Origin of the sequence: Leeuwenhoekiella sp. W20_SRS_FM14 (genome assembly GCF_052119605.1) — a bacterium.
Taxonomy (GTDB): domain Bacteria; phylum Bacteroidota; class Bacteroidia; order Flavobacteriales; family Flavobacteriaceae; genus Leeuwenhoekiella.
The window spans coordinates 121,696-140,641 of sequence record NZ_JBGQOK010000002.1; the positions used below are offsets into that span (position 1 = coordinate 121,696).

At 37.8% G+C, this 18,946-nt stretch carries 13 protein-coding genes; 5 read left to right on the forward strand and 8 right to left on the reverse strand.

Translation table 11 applies throughout. The features are described from left to right. Window positions 1-251: 251 nt before the first annotated feature. Window positions 252-1,763 (forward strand): rhamnogalacturonan acetylesterase, encoded by a 1,512-nt coding sequence (locus ACEN25_RS04135; protein ID WP_441801800.1) that lies wholly within the window; start codon window positions 252-254, stop codon window positions 1,761-1,763. Window positions 1,764-2,085: 322 nt separating this feature from the next. Then, complete coding sequence (gene fucP / locus ACEN25_RS04140) at window positions 2,086-3,405, forward strand: L-fucose:H+ symporter permease (protein ID WP_441801801.1); 1,320 nt, start codon at window positions 2,086-2,088, stop codon at window positions 3,403-3,405. Between the two features lie 82 nt (window positions 3,406-3,487). On the opposite strand, the gene ACEN25_RS04145 is transcribed toward fucP, so the two are convergent. Next, the gene (locus ACEN25_RS04145; protein WP_441801802.1) at window positions 3,488-4,201 is read right to left on the reverse strand and encodes a gluconate 2-dehydrogenase subunit 3 family protein; all 714 of its coding nucleotides are present in this window, start codon (window positions 4,199-4,201) and stop codon (window positions 3,488-3,490) included. Window positions 4,202-4,204: 3 nt separating this feature from the next. Next, window positions 4,205-5,923 carry a GMC family oxidoreductase gene (locus ACEN25_RS04150; protein WP_441801803.1) on the reverse strand — a complete coding sequence of 573 codons (1,719 nt, stop codon included), beginning with the start codon at window positions 5,921-5,923 and terminating at the stop codon, window positions 4,205-4,207. A gap of 233 nt (window positions 5,924-6,156) precedes the next feature. Here ACEN25_RS04150 and ACEN25_RS04155 point away from each other — a divergent pair, with 233 nt between their 5' ends. After that, on the forward strand, window positions 6,157-7,275 hold the full coding sequence (locus ACEN25_RS04155) for an ROK family protein (protein ID WP_441801804.1): 1,119 nt from the start codon (window positions 6,157-6,159) through the stop codon (window positions 7,273-7,275). Between the two features lie 70 nt (window positions 7,276-7,345). On the opposite strand, the gene ACEN25_RS04160 is transcribed toward ACEN25_RS04155, so the two are convergent. The 4 genes from ACEN25_RS04160 to ACEN25_RS04175 all read right to left on the reverse strand — a co-directional run bounded on the left by ACEN25_RS04160 (window position 7,346) and on the right by ACEN25_RS04175 (window position 13,299). Beyond that, complete coding sequence (locus tag ACEN25_RS04160; RefSeq protein ID WP_441801805.1) at window positions 7,346-8,035, reverse strand: SGNH/GDSL hydrolase family protein; 690 nt, start codon at window positions 8,033-8,035, stop codon at window positions 7,346-7,348. 45 nt (window positions 8,036-8,080) lie between these two features. Further along, on the reverse strand, window positions 8,081-10,375 hold the full coding sequence (locus ACEN25_RS04165; protein WP_441801806.1) for a GH92 family glycosyl hydrolase: 2,295 nt from the start codon (window positions 10,373-10,375) through the stop codon (window positions 8,081-8,083). Window positions 10,376-10,572: 197 nt separating this feature from the next. Beyond that, window positions 10,573-12,021: a Gfo/Idh/MocA family protein gene (locus ACEN25_RS04170; RefSeq protein WP_028374552.1), complete on the reverse strand. Its 1,449-nt coding sequence runs from the start codon at window positions 12,019-12,021 to the stop codon at window positions 10,573-10,575. A 255-nt stretch (window positions 12,022-12,276) separates the two neighbouring features. Then, complete coding sequence (locus ACEN25_RS04175) at window positions 12,277-13,299, reverse strand: LacI family DNA-binding transcriptional regulator (RefSeq protein WP_441801807.1); 1,023 nt, start codon at window positions 13,297-13,299, stop codon at window positions 12,277-12,279. 361 nt (window positions 13,300-13,660) lie between these two features. Here ACEN25_RS04175 and ACEN25_RS04180 point away from each other — a divergent pair, with 361 nt between their 5' ends. Further along, window positions 13,661-14,632: a bile acid:sodium symporter family protein gene (locus ACEN25_RS04180; RefSeq protein ID WP_441801808.1), complete on the forward strand. Its 972-nt coding sequence runs from the start codon at window positions 13,661-13,663 to the stop codon at window positions 14,630-14,632. A 3-nt stretch (window positions 14,633-14,635) separates the two neighbouring features. Here ACEN25_RS04180 and ACEN25_RS04185 read toward each other — a convergent pair whose 3' ends face one another. Further along, window positions 14,636-16,063: an exonuclease domain-containing protein gene (locus ACEN25_RS04185; RefSeq protein WP_441801809.1), complete on the reverse strand. Its 1,428-nt coding sequence runs from the start codon at window positions 16,061-16,063 to the stop codon at window positions 14,636-14,638. A gap of 130 nt (window positions 16,064-16,193) precedes the next feature. Next, entirely contained in the window at window positions 16,194-17,201 is a 1,008-nt protein-coding gene (gene fbp / locus ACEN25_RS04190) for a class 1 fructose-bisphosphatase (RefSeq protein ID WP_028374556.1), read from the reverse strand. A 285-nt stretch (window positions 17,202-17,486) separates the two neighbouring features. Between fbp and ACEN25_RS04195 the strand changes: the two genes are divergently transcribed. After that, window positions 17,487-18,752, forward strand: a complete 1,266-nt coding sequence (locus ACEN25_RS04195; RefSeq protein ID WP_441801810.1) for an NAD(P)/FAD-dependent oxidoreductase — start codon at window positions 17,487-17,489, stop codon at window positions 18,750-18,752. The last annotated feature ends 194 nt before the right edge of the window (window positions 18,753-18,946 follow it).

The window sequence follows — 18,946 nt, forward strand, 5'->3', positions numbered from 1 at the left end:
AAAATAAAAAAAGAAGACTAGAGATTTAGATTTGTTAGAGGTTTAGGTTTAATTGAATTTAAGATATCTGATTTAGAATATATTAATAAGGAATAACAAATAACAAATAACAAATAACAAACAATAAATTACATACACTACCCGCGCAAGGGATTGCAGTGAAAATCCCGGATTGCGACCTTAGGAGCAAACGGAATTGAAACGAAAAGCCCGACCCTTTTGGGTTGCGCCCAGAATAAATAGAGTGACTTATGAAAATAGTAAAACTAACTTGCTTGCTTATTGCGATGATTTTTTTTGTGAATTGTGATAAAGTAAATGCACAAAAGCCTACGGTGTATTGCGTGGGCGATTCTACTGTTAAAAACGGACAGGGAAATGGGGATGGCGGACTCTGGGGCTGGGGAGATTTTATTGGGCAGTATTTAGACACTACACAAGTGCGTGTAGAAAACCACGCACTAGGCGGAACGAGCAGCCGAACCTTTCAATCTAAAGGATTGTGGCAGCCGGTTTTAGACAGTTTGCAGGCGGGAGATTATGTGTTGATTCAGTTTGGGCATAACGATAATGGGGCGTTAAATGATGATTCGCGCGCTCGTGGAACTATAAAAGGCATCGGTGAGGAAACCGAAGAGATAGATAATATGCTTACGGGCGAGCACGAAGTGGTGCACAGCTACGGCTGGTACATTCGTAAAGTGGTAACCGAAGCAAAGTCTAAAGGCGCAATCCCGGTGATTATGGCACCAATACCGCGCAACGATTGGGAAAATGGTAAAGTACCGCGCAATGCAGATTCGTATGGTGGCTGGGCACAACAAATCGCTGAAGAAGAAGGCGTAACCTTCATCAATCTCAATGATAAAATGGCTTCAGAAATGGAAGCCAGAGGAGAAGAGCAGGTTACCGGTCATTTGTTTTACAAACGCGATCATACCCATACTTCGGCAAAAGGAGCGGTTCTCGCGGCTTCTTTAATTGCTGAAGGTTTGGCTGAAAGCGATAACTCTTTAAAAAACTACCTGCTTGAAAATCCTAAAATTACGCTTCCGCGAAAGCGAAATCTATTTTTAATAGGTGATTCTACAGTAGCAGATAACGGTCAGCTTACAAAAACCGGTTGGGGCGTTTATTTACAGCAACACGTAGATACAACTCGAATGGTCGTTCACAATAAAGCCCGTGGCGGTAGAAGTAGTCGCACCTTTAGATATGAAGGCTTGTGGGATGCCGTTAAAGAGCAGTTACAGCCGGGAGATTTTGTGTTGATGCAGTTTGGTCATAACGACGGCGGCAACATTGATAAAGCAAAATACCGCGGATCTATAAAAGGAATGGGTGATGAAACGCAGGAGGTGCAACGCGATAGCAGCGGCATTGAAACGGTACATTCTTACGGGTGGTATATGAAGCAGTATATTAAAGAAACCAAAGTAGCAGGAGCGACACCTATCGTGCTCAGTATGATTCCACGCAACGATTGGTCTAATGGCAAGGTGGATCGCGCCGTAACAAGCTATGGCGGTTGGGCTAAGGAAGCTGCAGCGCAAGCCGGTGGTTACTTTTTAGACCTTAATGAGGCAGTTGCTCAAAAATACGAAGAAGTGGGAAAGGATAGCGTTAATGCATTTTTCCCCGATGATCATACGCATACCAACATAGCAGGTGCACAACTCAATGCGCGTATCGTTGCCCAACTTATAGAAGGATTACGTCAATCTGATTTGCGGGATTATATTTATATTCAGGAAGAAAAGTAAGTGAGTAACACGTATAGTTTAGAAAAAAACCAATCTTTAAGATTGGTTTTTTTGTGCCACACTATGCCGGTTTCATCTACTAAAAAATACTCTTGCGAAGCTTTTCAGTACCAATTCTAAAGAATAAAATAATCCTTTTAATTTTTAAATTAAATACGCTAGTTTTATAAAGTAAAACGTTTTAGTTTGCTTCGTTAGTTTTATGTTTATTTCGCTTAGAAAATAACTTAGCATTTACTACAACGATTTTTATTGCAACCAGATTTCAATTTATAGTTAACTAATCTACAAGCTGTGTTCACGCTTTTAACCAATTTAATTTATGAGTAAACCTGTATCTATTCCCGTAGTACCTAAAAAATTAATGCTTCCGTTTATTTTAGTGACTTCACTTTTTGCGCTTTGGGGTTTTGCAAATGCAGTTACAGATCCTATGGTACAGGCCTTTAAAAAAGTTTTAGAATTGTCTAACTCACAGGCGGCCTGGGTACAAATGGCATTTTATGGCGGGTATTTTTGTATGGCGCTTCCTGCCGCATTATATGTGCGTAGATTTTCATATAAGTCTGGCGTTTTGGTAGGGTTAACACTTTATGCTGTGGGCGCTTTATTATTTTATCCTGCGGCAACAACCGGGTTATTCTGGTTTTTTTGTTTGGGACTTTACATTCTCACTTTTGGTCTTGCTTTTTTAGAGACCACAGCAAACCCTTACATATTGGCGATGGGTGATCCGTCAACAGCGACACGTCGTTTAAATCTAGCACAGGCCTTTAATCCCGTAGGGCTTATCGCCGGACTTATGGTCGCAAAATTCTTTGTTTTAGATTTATTGCAGTCTGATGATGTAGCTAATTTTTCGGCGTTGCCTGAAACTCAGAAACTGTTGATTAAATCTGCAGACCTGATGGTCATACGCAATCCGTATGTGATTTTAGGATTAGTAGTTTTAGCTATATTGATTTTAATTGCTGTTAATAAAATGCCTCAGGCAAAAGGAGAAGGAGCATTACCAAGTGTTAAACATACCTTTGCTAATCTTTTTAAAAACAAGAAATATACATTAGGTGTACTTTCTTTAATATTATATATGGGTGCGCAAATAGGGTGCTGGACCTATATTTACCAGTATGCCGAATCTAAAGGAATTGCCAGCTCTACAGCAGCAAATTATCAACTTGTCGCCTTTATTTTGTTTACCATAGGTCGTGCCTTAGGGACCTATATGCTTAAGTTTATGAGTTCGGGTAGATTACTTTTTATATTCTCGGCTTTAGGAGGTTTATTCACACTTGGTGTTGTCGTATTAGAAGGAACTTTTGGTTTATACAGTCTGGTAATGGTATCTTTATTTTTATCTATAATGTTCCCTACAATTTATGGTATTGCTTTAGAGGGGCTTAAAGAAGAGGAGTCAAAAATAGGTGCTGCCGGTCTGGTTATGGCTATTGTGGGAGGTGCTTTGTTACCTAAGCTTCAGGGAATGATTATAGACCTGGGTGGAGTAGGAGTAAACGATATTACTGTACTGGGCTTGTCTGAGATGAATTTTTCCTTTTTGCTACCGATGCTATGTTTTATTCTGGTAGCGATTTACGGAAACTGGATTCATAAATTAGGGTCTAATCGTAGTATTCGTTAATAGTTTCTCTATTAGAATGAATATTTAGATAATAAAAAACCTCCTAATTTCAGGAGGTTTTTTATGCTTTAAATTGGCGATTTTAAGTGATTAAATTACCATTATCATCCCATTCTGCGATGACACCGCGTTGTTCCTGATCAACACATTTTGCTATCCAATCAGGATCATAGGCGACCCCGTGTTTTTGCAATACTTCTTCAGGAACGCCATCCCAAATATTGGGTTGATTGCCTTTATAACCTAAATCTTCTAACCCCATTTTAGATGTGTAGTATCCCGTCATAGTCAAATTGCGCATCAATGTAAAAAACTGAACCGGCATAGGTTGTTCATTTCGTGGAATGTCTGCATCAGGATATGCAATCGTATCTAGTATCGCTTTCTGATTTTCTTCTGACGATTCAATAAACTCTGTATTGTGTAGCGTATTTGAGGTGTGATCAAGCCACATCAAACCTCCGCGTATGGGGGTTTGCAGTGCTGGAATATCCTTAACCATAAATTCTAGAAACCCCGGAACGCCGGCTTCGGTGGCACTGCCATATTCGTCATTTGCAGGGAGTATTAAAGCGCACAAGATATCTAGTGTTTTTTGCTCGTGTTCATTAAAAAACTGTTCAGCATTTAATTTTTCTATATACGCAAGTTCTTCGGGCGTACGCCCAAAATAGTCTTCTGCAGCTTTAGCAACTTCCCCTTCTTTAACCTCTAGATTAGGATCGCAACCGGTTAATAGAAGTCCGGTTCCCAGAGAACCTAAAAACAAGGATTTTAAACTATCTCTTCTATCCATAATTTAGATATTTTGTTGTTTTAACTGTTCAATAATATAATCTGAAGCCCTCCACGAGAGTGCTAAAATAGTCCAGGTTGGGTTTTTGTCTGCTTGAGAAACAAACGGCCCGGCATCTACAATAAAGACATTATCTACATCGTGCAATTGCTGAAATTTATTAACTACAGATGTTTTAGGATCATTACCCATTCGGGTTGTGCCTACCTCGTGAATAATACGCCCGGGATTTGCCAGACCGTAATCCTGTTCTTTTGTAGGCGCATCCTGAAGTAATTGTCCACCCATATTGTGTACAATTTCTTCAAAAGTTTCATTCATATGTTTTGCCTGGTTGCGTTCATAATCAGACCATTTATAATTAAACCGCAGCACCGGAATCCCAAATTCATCTACTGTAGACGGGTCTATCTCACAGTAATTATCAATCATCGCGATAGATTCGCCACGGCCTGCCATACCTATGGTTGACCCATAATATTTTTTAATATCAGAACGTAAACTATTACCGTAACCACCCACTTTCTGATTAAAAAAGCGGTTTAAATCATTAGGATTAAAGCCAAAACCATAGCTGGGCATTCCCATACCACCCCAGACTTCAATATGATAACCTCGCGGAAAATTGAGTTTTTTATTATCTCCCCACCACGGAGTATATACGTGCATACCGCCTACACCATCTTCGTTATAGGTATCGCGATTCATGAGTTCGGGTATAAAAGCAGAGCGGCTTGCACCGGTAGAATCGTGCAGGTATTTACCTACCATATCACTACTGTTTCCTAAACCGTTAGGGTGCTGTTTGCTTTTTGAATTGAGTAAAATACGTGCAGAACTGCAAGCTGAAGCTGCAAGTATAACAATTCGGGCTTTTAGCTTATATTCTTTACGATCTTCTTTATTAATGTAAGATACACCGGTCGCTTTTCCTTCTGCATTAGTGGTGATTTCGCGCACCATAGAATTTACAAAAAGATCAATTTGTCCACCGCTTTTTTGAGCCGGAAAAATTAAGCAGGTACCCGAAGAAAAATCTGCATAAACCGAGCAGGCACGGGAGCACTGGCCGCAGTAAAAACAAATTCCGCGATCGTTATTTAGCTTTTTAGTAAGCATAGACATCCGGGAAGGAATCACGGGAATGTTTGATTTCTGAGCTCCTTTTATATAGAAAAGTTCGTGTAATCTGGGCTTAGGAGGCGGAAGAAAAAAACCATTCGGTTCATTTTCAAAATTCTCTTTAGATCCAAATACCCCTATTAATTTATCTACTTTATCATAGTAGGGTTTGACATCTTCGTAGCCTATAGGCCAGTCGTCACCGTGACCGTCATAACTGTGATGTTTAAAATCACGTTCACTAAAACGTAACGAAATACGCCCCCAATGATTAGTACGACCACCCAGCATACGTGATCTAAACCAGTCAAATTGAGAATCTCCTTTCTGGGTATATGGCTCTCCTTCTATATCCCAACCCCCATAAGCGCTGTCAAAATCACCAAAAGGTCTTATTGTTGAAGCGCCACGGCGCGGAGATTCATAAGGCCATTTAAGTTGTGTACGTTGCTCTGGAGCAGCAGGATCAAAATAGGGTCCTGCTTCAACCACGGCAACTTTTAAACCGGCATCAGCGAGAATTTTTGTCGCCATACCACCGCCGGCACCAGAACCTACAATGATGACATCGTAAAGTTTTGAGGATTCCTTTATTTGCATAAATTAAGATTGAAAGATTATAGAATTAGAGGTTATAACTGCTTGAATTATGAATACTTAAATTAACGAGACCTAAATTTATTAGATTTTAAAAGATCTTATTTATTTAAATTTAAATAAAAATAGTTCAATACAGGTAAAACGATTTATTCTAATTTGATAAAACGTTTTAGTTAAGCTATTTTTGCGGTATAATTTAAAGTTTAGATTCTGATTGTTAGGGGTTAAAATTTATGAGAAATATTTATAGCGATGATAGGATTGTAATGACCCTTGATGCAGGAGGTACAAATTTTGTATTTACAGCCATTCAAGCTGGTGTTGAAATTGTCGAGCCTCTTACATTACCGTCTAATTCCTCTAATCTTGAAGTTTGTTTAAAGACTATAATTGACGGATTTAATCAAGTGAAGGCAGCCCTAAAAACGAAGACTCCACAAGCGATAAGTTTTGCATTTCCCGGACCTGCAGATTATAAAAACGGAGTGATAGGTGACCTTGTGAATTTACCTGCGTTTAGAGGAGGTGTAGCTTTAGGTCCTATGCTTAGCGAACTTTTTAAAATACCAACACTTATAAATAATGACGGAGATCTTTTTGCATACGGCGAGGCAGTCGCCGGTATGTTGCCTTTTATAAACCAGGCATTTGCTAATGCAGGATTGTCACGTACTTATAAAAACTTAATCGGAATTACATTAGGAACCGGGTATGGAGGCGGTATTGTGGTAAATAATCAATTATGTCTGGGCGATAATTCTGCGGCTGGTGAAATCTGGCTTACCCGCAATTATTTAAAACAAAAAACTATTGTTGAAGAAAGTGTGAGTATTCGGGCGATTCAGCGAGTATATAAAGAGCAATCTGCAGAATCTACAACATTAACTCCTTTTGATATATATCAAATCGCCAAAGGTCAACAGGTAGGAAATAGGGAAGCAGCTTGTAGGGCTTTTGAGGAAATGGCCCTTGCTGTGGGAGAATCTTTGGCTAATACGCTGGCACTTATAGATGGCCCTGTGGTAATAGGTGGCGGGATTGCAGGAGCTTCAGATCTTATTATTCCTAAAATTATTACGCATTTAGAAGGTTCTATTTATGATCTAAACGAAAATGCTATACCGCGAAGTATCGCTTCCATTTATAATATTGATACTGAACATGGGTTACAAACTTTTTTAAAGAATTCTGAAGTTGAAGTGACTATCCCGTTTAGTTCTAAAAAGTCGATTTATTCTAAAGAAAAACGCATTGCACTAGGAGTTTCAAAACTGGGAACGAGCAGAGCTATATGTCTTGGAGCGTACGCACTGGCACTTGACTACCTTGATAAAACAAATCTATACGCTTAGTTTTAAAAAATTTGATACAAAAAAAGCCTAATCATAAGACTAGGCCACTAATAGTTCAGGAAATTATCTGCTATTTTAAAGCTTCAGCAATAGCAGCCTTAGCTAGAGGTTCCATCACTTTATAGCCCTCTAACGTAGGATGCACCCCATCATAGGCAAGACCTTCTTTAATACCATTTTCGGTATTTACCATCGCAGAAAAATAATCGAGGTACACAAAACCTTTCCCTTTTGCGTAATATTTGAGCATCGTATTGATCTCGTTTATAGGCTTTACAGATTCTACTTTCGGTTTCCATGGGTATTTTGCCGCGGGTAAAATTGAGGAGATCACAACTTTAATTCCGTTTGCTTCTGCCAGTTCTGCCATAGAAACGATATTTCCAAAAGTCTGCTCAGCGGTCATCGGGCCGGTATTGCCGGCAATATCATTGGTTCCGGCAAGTATTACTACAACTTCAGGCTTTAAATCAATAACATCCTGCCGAAAACGCAGCAACATTTGTGGAGTTGTTTGACCACTTATACCACGACCTATATAATTATTTTCAGTAAAGAAAGCAGCATCGTCTCTTACCCAACCTTCTGTGATAGAGTTTCCCATAAATACAACCCTGTTTTCCCGGGAATTTGTTGCATCTATAGAGGCGTTAGCTTCGGCATACTTTTGAAGGTTAGGCCAATCCTGAGCTTTTAAATGAAATAAACTGCTGAAAATCATTAGAAGGGTAACTAGTGAAAACTTAACTTTTGTATGCATAACTCAAGGTTGATTAAAACAATAGTGATTTTAAAATTAGCGTTTTTAATCTTCGTTTGAAAGCGAGTAAGGATATGCTGATTTTGTGGTTCCACGAGAGGTATTTGGTATAGTACTCATATCAAAATCAATTTTCATTCCTTTCATCATAGCTTTATGGCTCAGCCAGTTTTTATCATAGGTCTTACCGTCAATTTTCATAGTTTCAATATACTTATTTTCTGGGCTATTTTTAGGAGCGTTAATTTCTACTGTATTTCCATTTTCAAGATTTAATGTGATTTTTTGAAATAGGGGAGCACCCAAAACGTACTGATCTGTAGCGGGAGCAACCGGGTAGAAACCCATTGCAGAAAACACATACCAGGCCGAAGTTTGCCCGTTATCTTCATCACCGCAATAACCGTCTGGCGTGGGTAAATACATCTTGTTCATCGTCTCACGCACCCATTCTTGCGTTTTCCAGGGTTGACCGGCATAATTATACAGGTAAATCATATGTTGTATGGGTTGATTTCCGTGAGCATATTGCCCCATATCTGCAATTTGCATTTCTCGAATTTCGTGAATCACAAAGCCATAATAGCTATCGTCAAAAACCGGAGGAAGACTAAAAACAGTATCTAACTGCGCCACAAACTTATCTTCACCTCCCATGAGATCTATAAGACCCTGCATATCGTGAAATACAGACCAGCTGTAGTGCCAGCTATTTCCTTCCGTAAAGGCATCACCCCATTTAAACGGATTAAAGGGAGCCATAAATTTGCCATTTTTATTTTTACCACGCATCAAACTGGTTTCAGAATCAAAAAGATGCGTATAGTTCATCGCTCTTTTTTTATAAAGATTAATTTCATTTTTGGGCTTTTTTAAAGCCTTAGCCAGTTGATAAATTGCGAAATCATCGTAGGCATATTCTAGCGTTCGCGCGGCATTCTCATTAATACCAACGTCATAAGGTACATAACCCAATTTGTTATAATATTCAGCACCTTTACGACCTACAGCATCTAAAGGGCCTTCATTATTTGCACCATGAATTAAAGCTTTATACAAATTCTCAATATCATATGTATAAGCATCACCGCTTTTAAGATAGGCTTCTGCAACTACCGAGGCTGAGTTGTTACCCACCATAACATTACGCAAGCCCGGGCTTGCCCACTCTGGTAACCAACCACTCTCATCATAGGCATTAGAAAGACCTTCCTGCATATGTGCATTAAGTTCTGGGTACATTAAATTTAAAAATGGAAATAAGGCTCTAAACGTGTCCCAAAAACCGGTATCTGTAAACATATAACCGTCACGTACTTCCCCGTTATACGGACTGTAATGAACAATTTTACCTGTAGCATCATACTCGTAGAACTTTCGGGGAAATAATAAAGATCGGTATATACTGCTGTAAAAAGTTTTGAACTGGCTTGTAGTTCCGCCTTCAACGTTAATACGTTTTAGATGATCATTCCAGAGCGTTCTGCCTTTTTCTTTTACCGTATCAAAATCATCAGACCCTATCTCTTTTAAGTTTAATTCGGCTTGCTCGTAACTAATAAACGAAGAGGCCACCTTTGCATTTACCTGTTCATCTTTTTTGGTTTTAAAACCTATTACGGCACCAGCGTGGTTTGCAGTACTTTCCAGAGCATCAGATAATATGGAATCTTTATAGGTTTTAGTAAGATCAAATTCTTTATCAAAAACAATGACAAAATAATTTTTAAAATTATCAGGAACTCCGCCGCTGTTGCGCGTGGTATATCCGATTATTTTTCGCTCCTTCGGAATTATTTTAACGTAAGAACCCCGGTCAAAAGCATCAATTACTACTGAAGCACTATCTGTCTGTGGAAATGTAAATCTAAAACGGGCAGCACGTTCGGTAGGAGTAAGTTCTGTCGTAATATCGTGATCTGCGAGATACACGCTGTAATAATAGGGTTTTACAAGTTCCGCTTTATGTGAAAACCAACTTTTACGTTCTTCTTCTTTAAATCGCAATTTTCCGGTAACTGGCATGATTGAAAATTGCCCGTAATCATTCATCCAGGGAGAAGGCTGATGCGTCTGTTTGAAACCACGTATCGTTCTGGCGTTGTAGGTATATGCCCAACCATTGCCCATCTCACCGGTTTGTGGCGTCCAAAAATTCATTCCCCACGGTAAGGCAATTGCAGGATAAGTATTTCCTGTAGAGAGACTGGGATCACTATCGCTGCCTATTAAAGGATCTACATAATCTACAGGATTTTCTATAGATTGTATTAGCGCATTTTGGCCATTTGAAACCGTAATAATTAAACATGAGAGAACAACGAAAAGTATTTTTTTCATTTTAAGCGTATTTTATTTAAAGATTGAAATTTACCTACATAAAACGATTTACTAAAATCAACATTATAATATCGGTATCTATTCTATTCTATGCCTGTAAACTAAATAAATCGACATTTAATTTAAGAGCTTCTGAAGCTTCTAAATTAAATGTCGATTTTATAAATATTAAATAGGATTACTCCTTGATTTATAATTTAAAGCGACCATCCTTCTCGGTAACTGCGCTTTACAAATTGATTTGCTTCTTCAAAATTAGTCACGCGCATAGCGTCAGAGTCCCAAAGCATTTCGATATAGCGTCCCGGGTAGTCAAAGCCACCATCTTCTCGTTCTTTACGCACATCAAAACCGCGTATAGCAAGGTTTGCTATTAATAAAGTTTCCGTTAAAGGTCCTGCAACACTAAAGGGAGAACTTACTTCTTTTTTACCATAGCCGGCAAGAGCAGCTTCTACCCACTGGGCGTAGTGTCCTTCGGCTTGCCCGGCAACGCGCTCGTACTTTTGAGGCACGGTGGTTTGTTCTGTTTTTGAAGTAGGTAGAAGCTGTGGATTACGCGAATAGGTACCACACATCATCTTACCTTTTGTACCTATAAACAATACGCCATTACCGCCGTCACCAAAGACTTCATTAGGACCTAATTCTTCAGGGCGAGCAGGTTGTATACCGCCATCCATCCAATGTAACTTTACATCGCCTTTTGTTTTATCTGTTTGAGCAAAAGTCATTGTAACGTGACTTGAGGGAGGACAGGCTTCTGGGAAATAACCACGTTTAAACTCATCTACATAAACACTACCTACACTGCATTGCACATCTTTAGGGTATTTTAGATTGAGTACTCGTACCGGTACTTCTACCAGGTGACAACCCATATCGCCCAAAGCGCCGGTACCGTAATCCCACCAGCCACGCCAGTTAAAAGGAACTAAACCACCTACATAGTCTTTATAGGGTGCTGTACCCAACCATAAATCCCAGTCTAATTCACTTGGGATAGGAGCAGCCGTTTTTGGCCACGGAATTCCCTGAGGCCATACAGGACGATCTGTCCAGCAATAGACTTCTTGTATATCGCCTATTAAACCGGCATCAAACCACTCACTCATTAAGCGCGTGCCATCATTAGACGCACCTTGATTTCCCATTTGTGTAACCACTTTATACTGCTCTGCAGCTTCAGTGAGTTTACGAGCTTCATATATATCGTGTGTTAAAGGTTTTTGAACATAAACGTGCTTTCCTTTTTTCATGGCAGCAATAGCAGGAGCAGCGTGATTATGATCTGGCGTTGCAATAGAAACCGCATCAAAATGCTTTTCTTCTTTATCTAACATTTCGCGCCAGTCTTTATAGTATTTAGCTTTAGGGAACCGTGCTCTTGAACTTGCTGCTCTTCGGTCATCTACGTCACATAAAAATGCAATATCAGCTTTACCACTATCTGCAAAACTTTTTATGTCACTTTCTCCTTTTCCGCCTACACCTATACCTGCAACAAGTAGTTTATCACTGGGAGCTGTATAGCCCACGCCACCTAATACGTGTCGTGGTACAATAGAAATACCTAAAGAAGCAATAGATGCTTTTTTAATAAAATCTCTTCTTGGAGAAGAAGAGGAATTTTTGTTTCCGTTCATGGTCTTGAGTTTTAGTTGTTCTGTGAGTTAAAGAGTTTCCTGACGGAATAGTTGCAGGAGCTCCTTCGCAAACGACTTCGTTAATTTGCCTTGAAGTTAATTAGAATTTTCTAAAGCGCTACATAAATCGTTTTACTTTATTTGAAACTACAGTTAATAAAAAGGAAATGTAATACTAGAGCAGGCATATTTTTAGACTTAAAAAGTTTAATCAATTATTGAAGCTTCCCTTTTTTAGTCACATACTGAAACTTCTTATTTTTTTAAAGAAGAATCTCTTACAATAAGTTTAGCATCAAGAACCGTTTGCAGAAGTGGGATGTCTCTATCTTTTGTCTTTAAAAGTTTAAACATAATACGCATTAATTCTTCTGCCATTTCCTGCAGCGGTTGTGCTACCGCAGAGATAGACGGATTATTAATTTTAAAGAAGTCATTATCATCAAAAGTAACAATACCCAGATCGTAAATAAGTTGAGGGTTTGTCTCTTTAATAATCTCTAGTGCAGTTTGGGTAAGATAGTTTGTTGAGAAAAAAACTGCATCAATATTTTTTTCTGAAAAAAGAGATTGAATAAGATCAGAACTTTCTTTTTGATTAATTTGTTTAAAAGGCAATTCAAGAATAGTGCTGGTAAGCCCGGCATTTTTAATCGCATCTTCATAACCGCGCGCGCGATCAAGCATCTGATTTTGATTGGTATCTGTGGTTATAAAGGCTATATTTTTAAAGTCATTATTTATTAAATGTTGCGTAGCTTCTTTAGAGGCCACATAGTTATTAATCACAACGTGATGCGTGGGTAAATCTTCAAAATAGCGATCGCCTAAGACTACCGGAATTCCGTTTTTTATTAGATTTTCAATTTCGTTTTTAATACCGGAAGAGGGTATGATTAAAAACCCATCTACCTGACGTTCACTAAAGACACGTATGAGTTCGCGAGAGCGTTTATCATTGTTTTCATTGCTGCAAAAAAGTACTTTGTAACCCTTATCATAAGCTATATCTTCAATGATCCTGGCGATTTTGGCAAAAAAACTATTGCTGATATCTTCTACCATAAAAACCAGAATTTTACTTTTTCCGGTTCGTAAACTTTGTGCAACCTGATTAGGAGTGTAGTTTATTTCTTCAACGTAGTCTTTTATTTTTTTAATGACTTCTTTTGAGATTTTGCGTTCTTCTCCTTTTCCATTTAATACAAATGAGATCGTTGTTATTGATACACCAAGTGCCTTTGATATATCTTTTATTGAGGGTCTTTTTTGTTTCATTTTATTAATCACCCACAACCCGGGATTTATATTTGAGAGTTAAACTCGTCGTGCTCTTTAAATTCTTTTAGCAACGCTTTAAAAAAATAGCACAATCTTATTTAAATAAGGCACTATTTACATACGGAAGCTAATACATTTTTATTTAACACATAAATTAAGGTACCGAGATAAAGCTTTTTTAAACCAACTTAGAATTAGAGATTATGCTCTTGTATTCTAAACTATGGGTTTTATTTTTATAGAAATCTCACCTATAATAATAACGAAGAGTAGCTCGCTTTCCCTTTTGTAGTATAACTTTACTCGCTTATTTAAATAGCAATTTAGAGAACTTTTCCTTTTAAAGTATTTACTAAGTATGATGTTAAAACTAGATAGGTTTGTGTTATCCATTATTTTGGTAATTGGCTTAGCCTACCTCATTCCACAATGGGGGACTGAAGAGAGTACTATGCCTATAAATACAATTAGTGCCATTGGGATCTCTTTAATATTCTTTTTTTATGGAGTTAAATTGAGTCCGTCTAAGTTAAGAGCCGGTCTTTCTAATTATAAATTGCATCTGCTTGTACAAGCCTCGACATTTTTAATATTTCCGCTACTCGTATTGCTGTTTAGACCTTTGATACAAAATGAAGAACAGGAAACTATATGGCTCGCATTTTTCTTTTTAGCCGCTTTACCCTCTACAGTAAGTTCTTCGGTAGTAATGGTTTCATTAGCTAAAGGAAATATTCCATCGGCGATTTTTAATGCCAGTATTTCTGGACTAATAGGTATTTTGATTACGCCTTTATGGATGGGTCTTTTTATAGACGCAGCAGAAACCGAATTTAACTTTACAGAGATCTATGTTAAGCTTATTGTGCAAATAATTTTACCGGTCGTACTCGGTATGTTTTTACAAAGTTATCTAAGTGACTTTGTACAACGTCATTCTTCTAAACTAACGTTGTTTGATAAGTCTATTATTCTGCTCATCATTTACAAAAGCTTTGCAGAATCGTTTTCTGAAAACCTATTCAGTTCGGTTTCAATACTAGATTTGTTAGCTTTATTTATGGGAGTTTTACTGCTTTTTATTCTGGTGTTTTTAATTACCGGTATAGCGTCTAAACTCTTAGATTTTTCTATTGAAGACCGCATCACAGCTCAATTTTGTGGTACAAAAAAATCGCTGGTTCACGGTACGGTATTTTCTAAAATACTATTTGGTAATATGGCCGGTTTAGGGTTAATTCTACTGCCGCTTATGCTTTTTCACGCTTCGCAGATTATGATCATAAGTGCAATCGCTTCGCGTTATGCAAGACGACCTAATTCCCTTTAAATCTTAAGAAACCCACCGCTCAAAAATATCCTGAGTAAATGTGTCTTCCTCATTAAGAATTATTTTTTCAATTTTTGGAGTAGTTGTCAGGTGCCTGCGAATAATACGATCTGCGTATCCCGAACTTTTTTGAGGAACAAGATATGGCGTGAAGTCTTCGGCTTTATTTACCGGTAGTTGGGCATCTATAAACCCGTAACCTGAGTATTTGCCTTGATTTAAATAGATAAAAGATTTTTCTCCGGGTATTCTTCCTTCATCTAAAAGGAGACACGAATCCTCATAGGTATTGATAAACTCTAAAGCTTCAGCCACCCGTTTATTATAAGTTTTTATTTCTATTTTCGCTCTACAAACACCACTACAGGTCTGTAATTTATAGTGATTACAAGTATCAACACCTTGCTGTAAACCGCAATATTTTGGACACAAATTAAAGGTCTCGCAAACTAATTCTAAAAAGAAAATAGCTTCTTCATAGGTGTAAAATTGCATTAAACTCACCGGGGCGATTTTATTTTTATGCAGCGCAAATTGTTGTATCCCCTTTTTATTTGGGTAGGAGGTAAGCTTATAGGGCTTTGAAGGGTTTTTCTGTGCTTTGTTATATTTAGGATAATGTTTTAAAATAAGTTCTGCTTCGCGCAAGAGCGCAAGTAATTCACTTCCGGTACGTTCAAAATCTATGCTATGCGTATCTTGTAATAGCGCATATTTACGATTGCTCTTCTCTCTAAAGTGAGACAATACGCGTTTTTGAATATTTATCGCTTTGCCTATATATAAAGGAGTTCCCTTTTTGTCTTTAAAGAAATACACGCCTGCATTTGTAGGCAATTCTTCAAAATCTGCAGATTTAAAATGTGGGGGTAGAAACGATTCTTTAGATTTTCGATTAAGGAAGCCTTTAATAACTTCATACTCCGGATCAAGTTCTATACAACGCTGAAATAGTAGCACAGTGGCCTCTGTATCTCCCTGAGCACGGTGTCTGTCGCGATGCGGAATATTTATAGAAGTGCACAAATTTCCCAAACTGTAAGAGAACAAGCCGGGAATAAGTTTTTTAGCAAGTCGCACGGTACAAATGCGTTTTCGGTTAAAATCTATGCCCGCAGCGCTAAACTCTGCGCGTACCACATTGTAATCAAAGCCAACATTGTGGGCAACAAAAATACAGTCTTTTGTAAGTATGTTTATAGCAGGAGCAACGGTATCAAACGTTGGCGCATCCGCAACCATCGCATCGTTTATCCCGGTAAGTTTTTCTATATAAAGCGGGATCTCGCGTTGTGGATTTATTAGCGAAACAAAACGATCTATCTCTATACCGTTTTGCAAGACAATGATACAGATCTCTGTAATTTTGTTGTCTTTAATTCCACCGCCGGTCGTTTCAACATCTATGATGGCAAACTTCGCTTCTTCCATAGTTCAAAAATAATTTATTCTTGAAAACTAAAGAAGGAAATTATCCATATTAACGGAAATTATCCATTTGAGTTTTTAAAAAAAGTCCGGAATGTAATCCCGGACTTTAAATTGCTATTTTAAATGTATTCTAATCATTCTGCTGTAAGAACCACTCTATCTTTTCTACTTCAGTAGTACAACCGCAATAAAACGGAGCACGCTCATGCAACTCATTAGGAATACGCTCCATAATGCGACCGTATCCGTCTGAGGCTTTTCCTCCGGCTTGCTCGGCTAGAAACGCCATAGGGTTGCATTCATATAGTAACCTTAATTTTCCTTTAGGAGAGGTTGTTCCCGTAGGATATAGGTAAACACCGCCTAGTAACATATTTCTATGAAAATCTGCTACTAAAGAACCAATGTATCTAGACGTAAAAGGTCTGTTTTCTTCTTCATTTAATTCTTGGGTCCAGCGAATAAATTTTTTAATTCCCTGCGGAAAGTGAACGTAATTACCTTCATTAATTGAATAGATACGACCAGATTCGGCATGTTTCATATTAGGATGCGATAAGAAAAATGAGCCTATACCGGGATCAAAGGTAAAGCCGTGTGTACCGTTACCGGTGGTATATACCAGCATAGTTGAGGTACCATAAATTAAATAACCTGCTGCAACCTGATTGATACCGGGTTGTAAAAAATCTTCTAGCGTAACTGGCGTTCCTACCGGACTGATGCGGCGGTATATACTAAAAATTGTACCTACAGTAATATCTACATCTATGTTTGAAGAGCCGTCAAGCGGATCTATCAAAACAACATAATTTGCATTTTTATGTTTTTCTTCATTAAAAACTAAAAAATCTTCAAGTTCTTCTGAAGCAAGACCACAAATCTCACCTCGATCTCTAAGTGTACTTATAAACATATCATTTGCAAGAACATCTAATTTTGCCTGAGATTCACCCTGTACATTTTCCTGACCAGCTTTTCCTCGTATTTCGGCAAGCCCCGCTTTATTTATTTCTTGATTAACCATTTTACCTGCCAGGCGTATTGCACTCAACAGGGAGCTTAATTCTCCTTTTGCATATGGAAAATCTTTTTGATTTTGAATGATAAATTCGCCTAAGGTCGTGTGTCTTTCCATAGTTTGAGAAGGTTTTCTATGTAGTATGTGTTATAAGTTTTAATACGAGCAAATTACAATTAACGCAATGAATCGCCTAGTTTCTTTATTGTCAATTTTGCATCAATTTACGGTGCTAAAATACCCCAAATTATATGGAAACATTCAGTTTTTGATAATCAAATATCAATTTATATAATTTGATAACCCTGAAATTAAAAAGACTGAAACAAAGCAATAATTTTGACTTAAAGCGCCCGCCTTTCTAATATAAAACTTTTAATTTTCAGCCTTAAGAACTAACTGATGAGAAAGCGTATTGTAATTATAGGTGGAGGTTTTGCAGGAATTAATCTCGTAAAGCATCTTGTAAAATCTGGAGTTTATGAGGTGGTACTCGTAGATAAGAATAATTACAATTTTTTTCCTCCCTTATTATATCAGGTTTCTACCGGCTTTTTAGATCCTTCGAGTATAACGTTTCCGTTTAGAAATCTTTTTAGAGGTAAAAAGAACTTTAGCTATAGAATGGGTGAGTTGCTTGAAATTTTACCCGAAGAAAAGAAAATAGTTCTTGATAATGGTGAGCTTACCTACGACTATCTTGTTTTAGCAACAGGAACAAAAACTAATTTTTTTGGTTTAGATCAATGTCAACAGCATGCGATACCTATGAAAACGCTAGAAGACGCTTTAGAGATGCGTAATATTTTGCTTCAGCGCTTAGAGCAGGCTACTCGTATACATGATAAGTCACAACGTTTGCCCTATTTAAATATGGTAATTGCAGGAGGCGGGCCTACAGGAGTCGAAATTTCTGGAGTTTTTGCAGAACTACGTAATAATACGATACGTAAAGAATTTCCTGAACTTATAGGATCTGGATCTAAAATTTATCTGGTAAATGGAGGGAGCGAGCTCTTATCTCCTATGAGTAAGAAAAGTCAGGAATATACTTATAAAAAGCTTTCTGAAATGGGCGTTGAGATTTTACTAAACACGCGCGTAGTTGATTTTGATGGTGAAAAGGTATTGATGAAAGATGGCTCTCATATCTACAGTAAAAATCTTATTTGGGCTACAGGAGTGATAGGTCATAAATTTAGAGGCGTTCCCGAAGATGCCTATCAACGCGGAAATCGCATTCAAGTGAATGCCTATAATAAAGTAGCAGGCTGCGATGCTCTTTATGCGATAGGAGATTCTGCTGTGAGTAATGCAGATCCTAACTTCCCCGAGGGACACCCACAACTGGCCCAGGTAGCTATGCAGCAAGGTGTGAGACTGGCTAAAAATTTTAAGTTAATGCAGGCAGGTAAAGAGCCTAAGCCTTTTACTTATAACGATAGGGGCTCAATGGCAATTATAGGAAGTAATAAGGCAGTTGCAGATGTGCCACAACCCAATCTGCATCTTAACGGATTTATTGCATGGTGCGCCTGGTTGTTTGTACATCTTTTCGCATTAATTGATTACCGCAATCGCGTACGTACCTTTTACAACTGGTCTACAGAATACTTAACAAAAAATCAAGATTTGCGTCTTATTATAAGACCTAAAAAAAACCGGTAAAATTTGTAAATCTAATTTTTAAGATAGTGTTGTAGATACTTATAGATATTTCCGACTTCACCTGCTATATTTTAAATTAAAATTCCTACAAATTTTATCCTACAAATAATATTCTTCAGAATTGTAGTGTTAACATTTTTAACCAATATTACGGTTTAGTTTCTATTTATTAAAATCAGATAATTATTGTAATA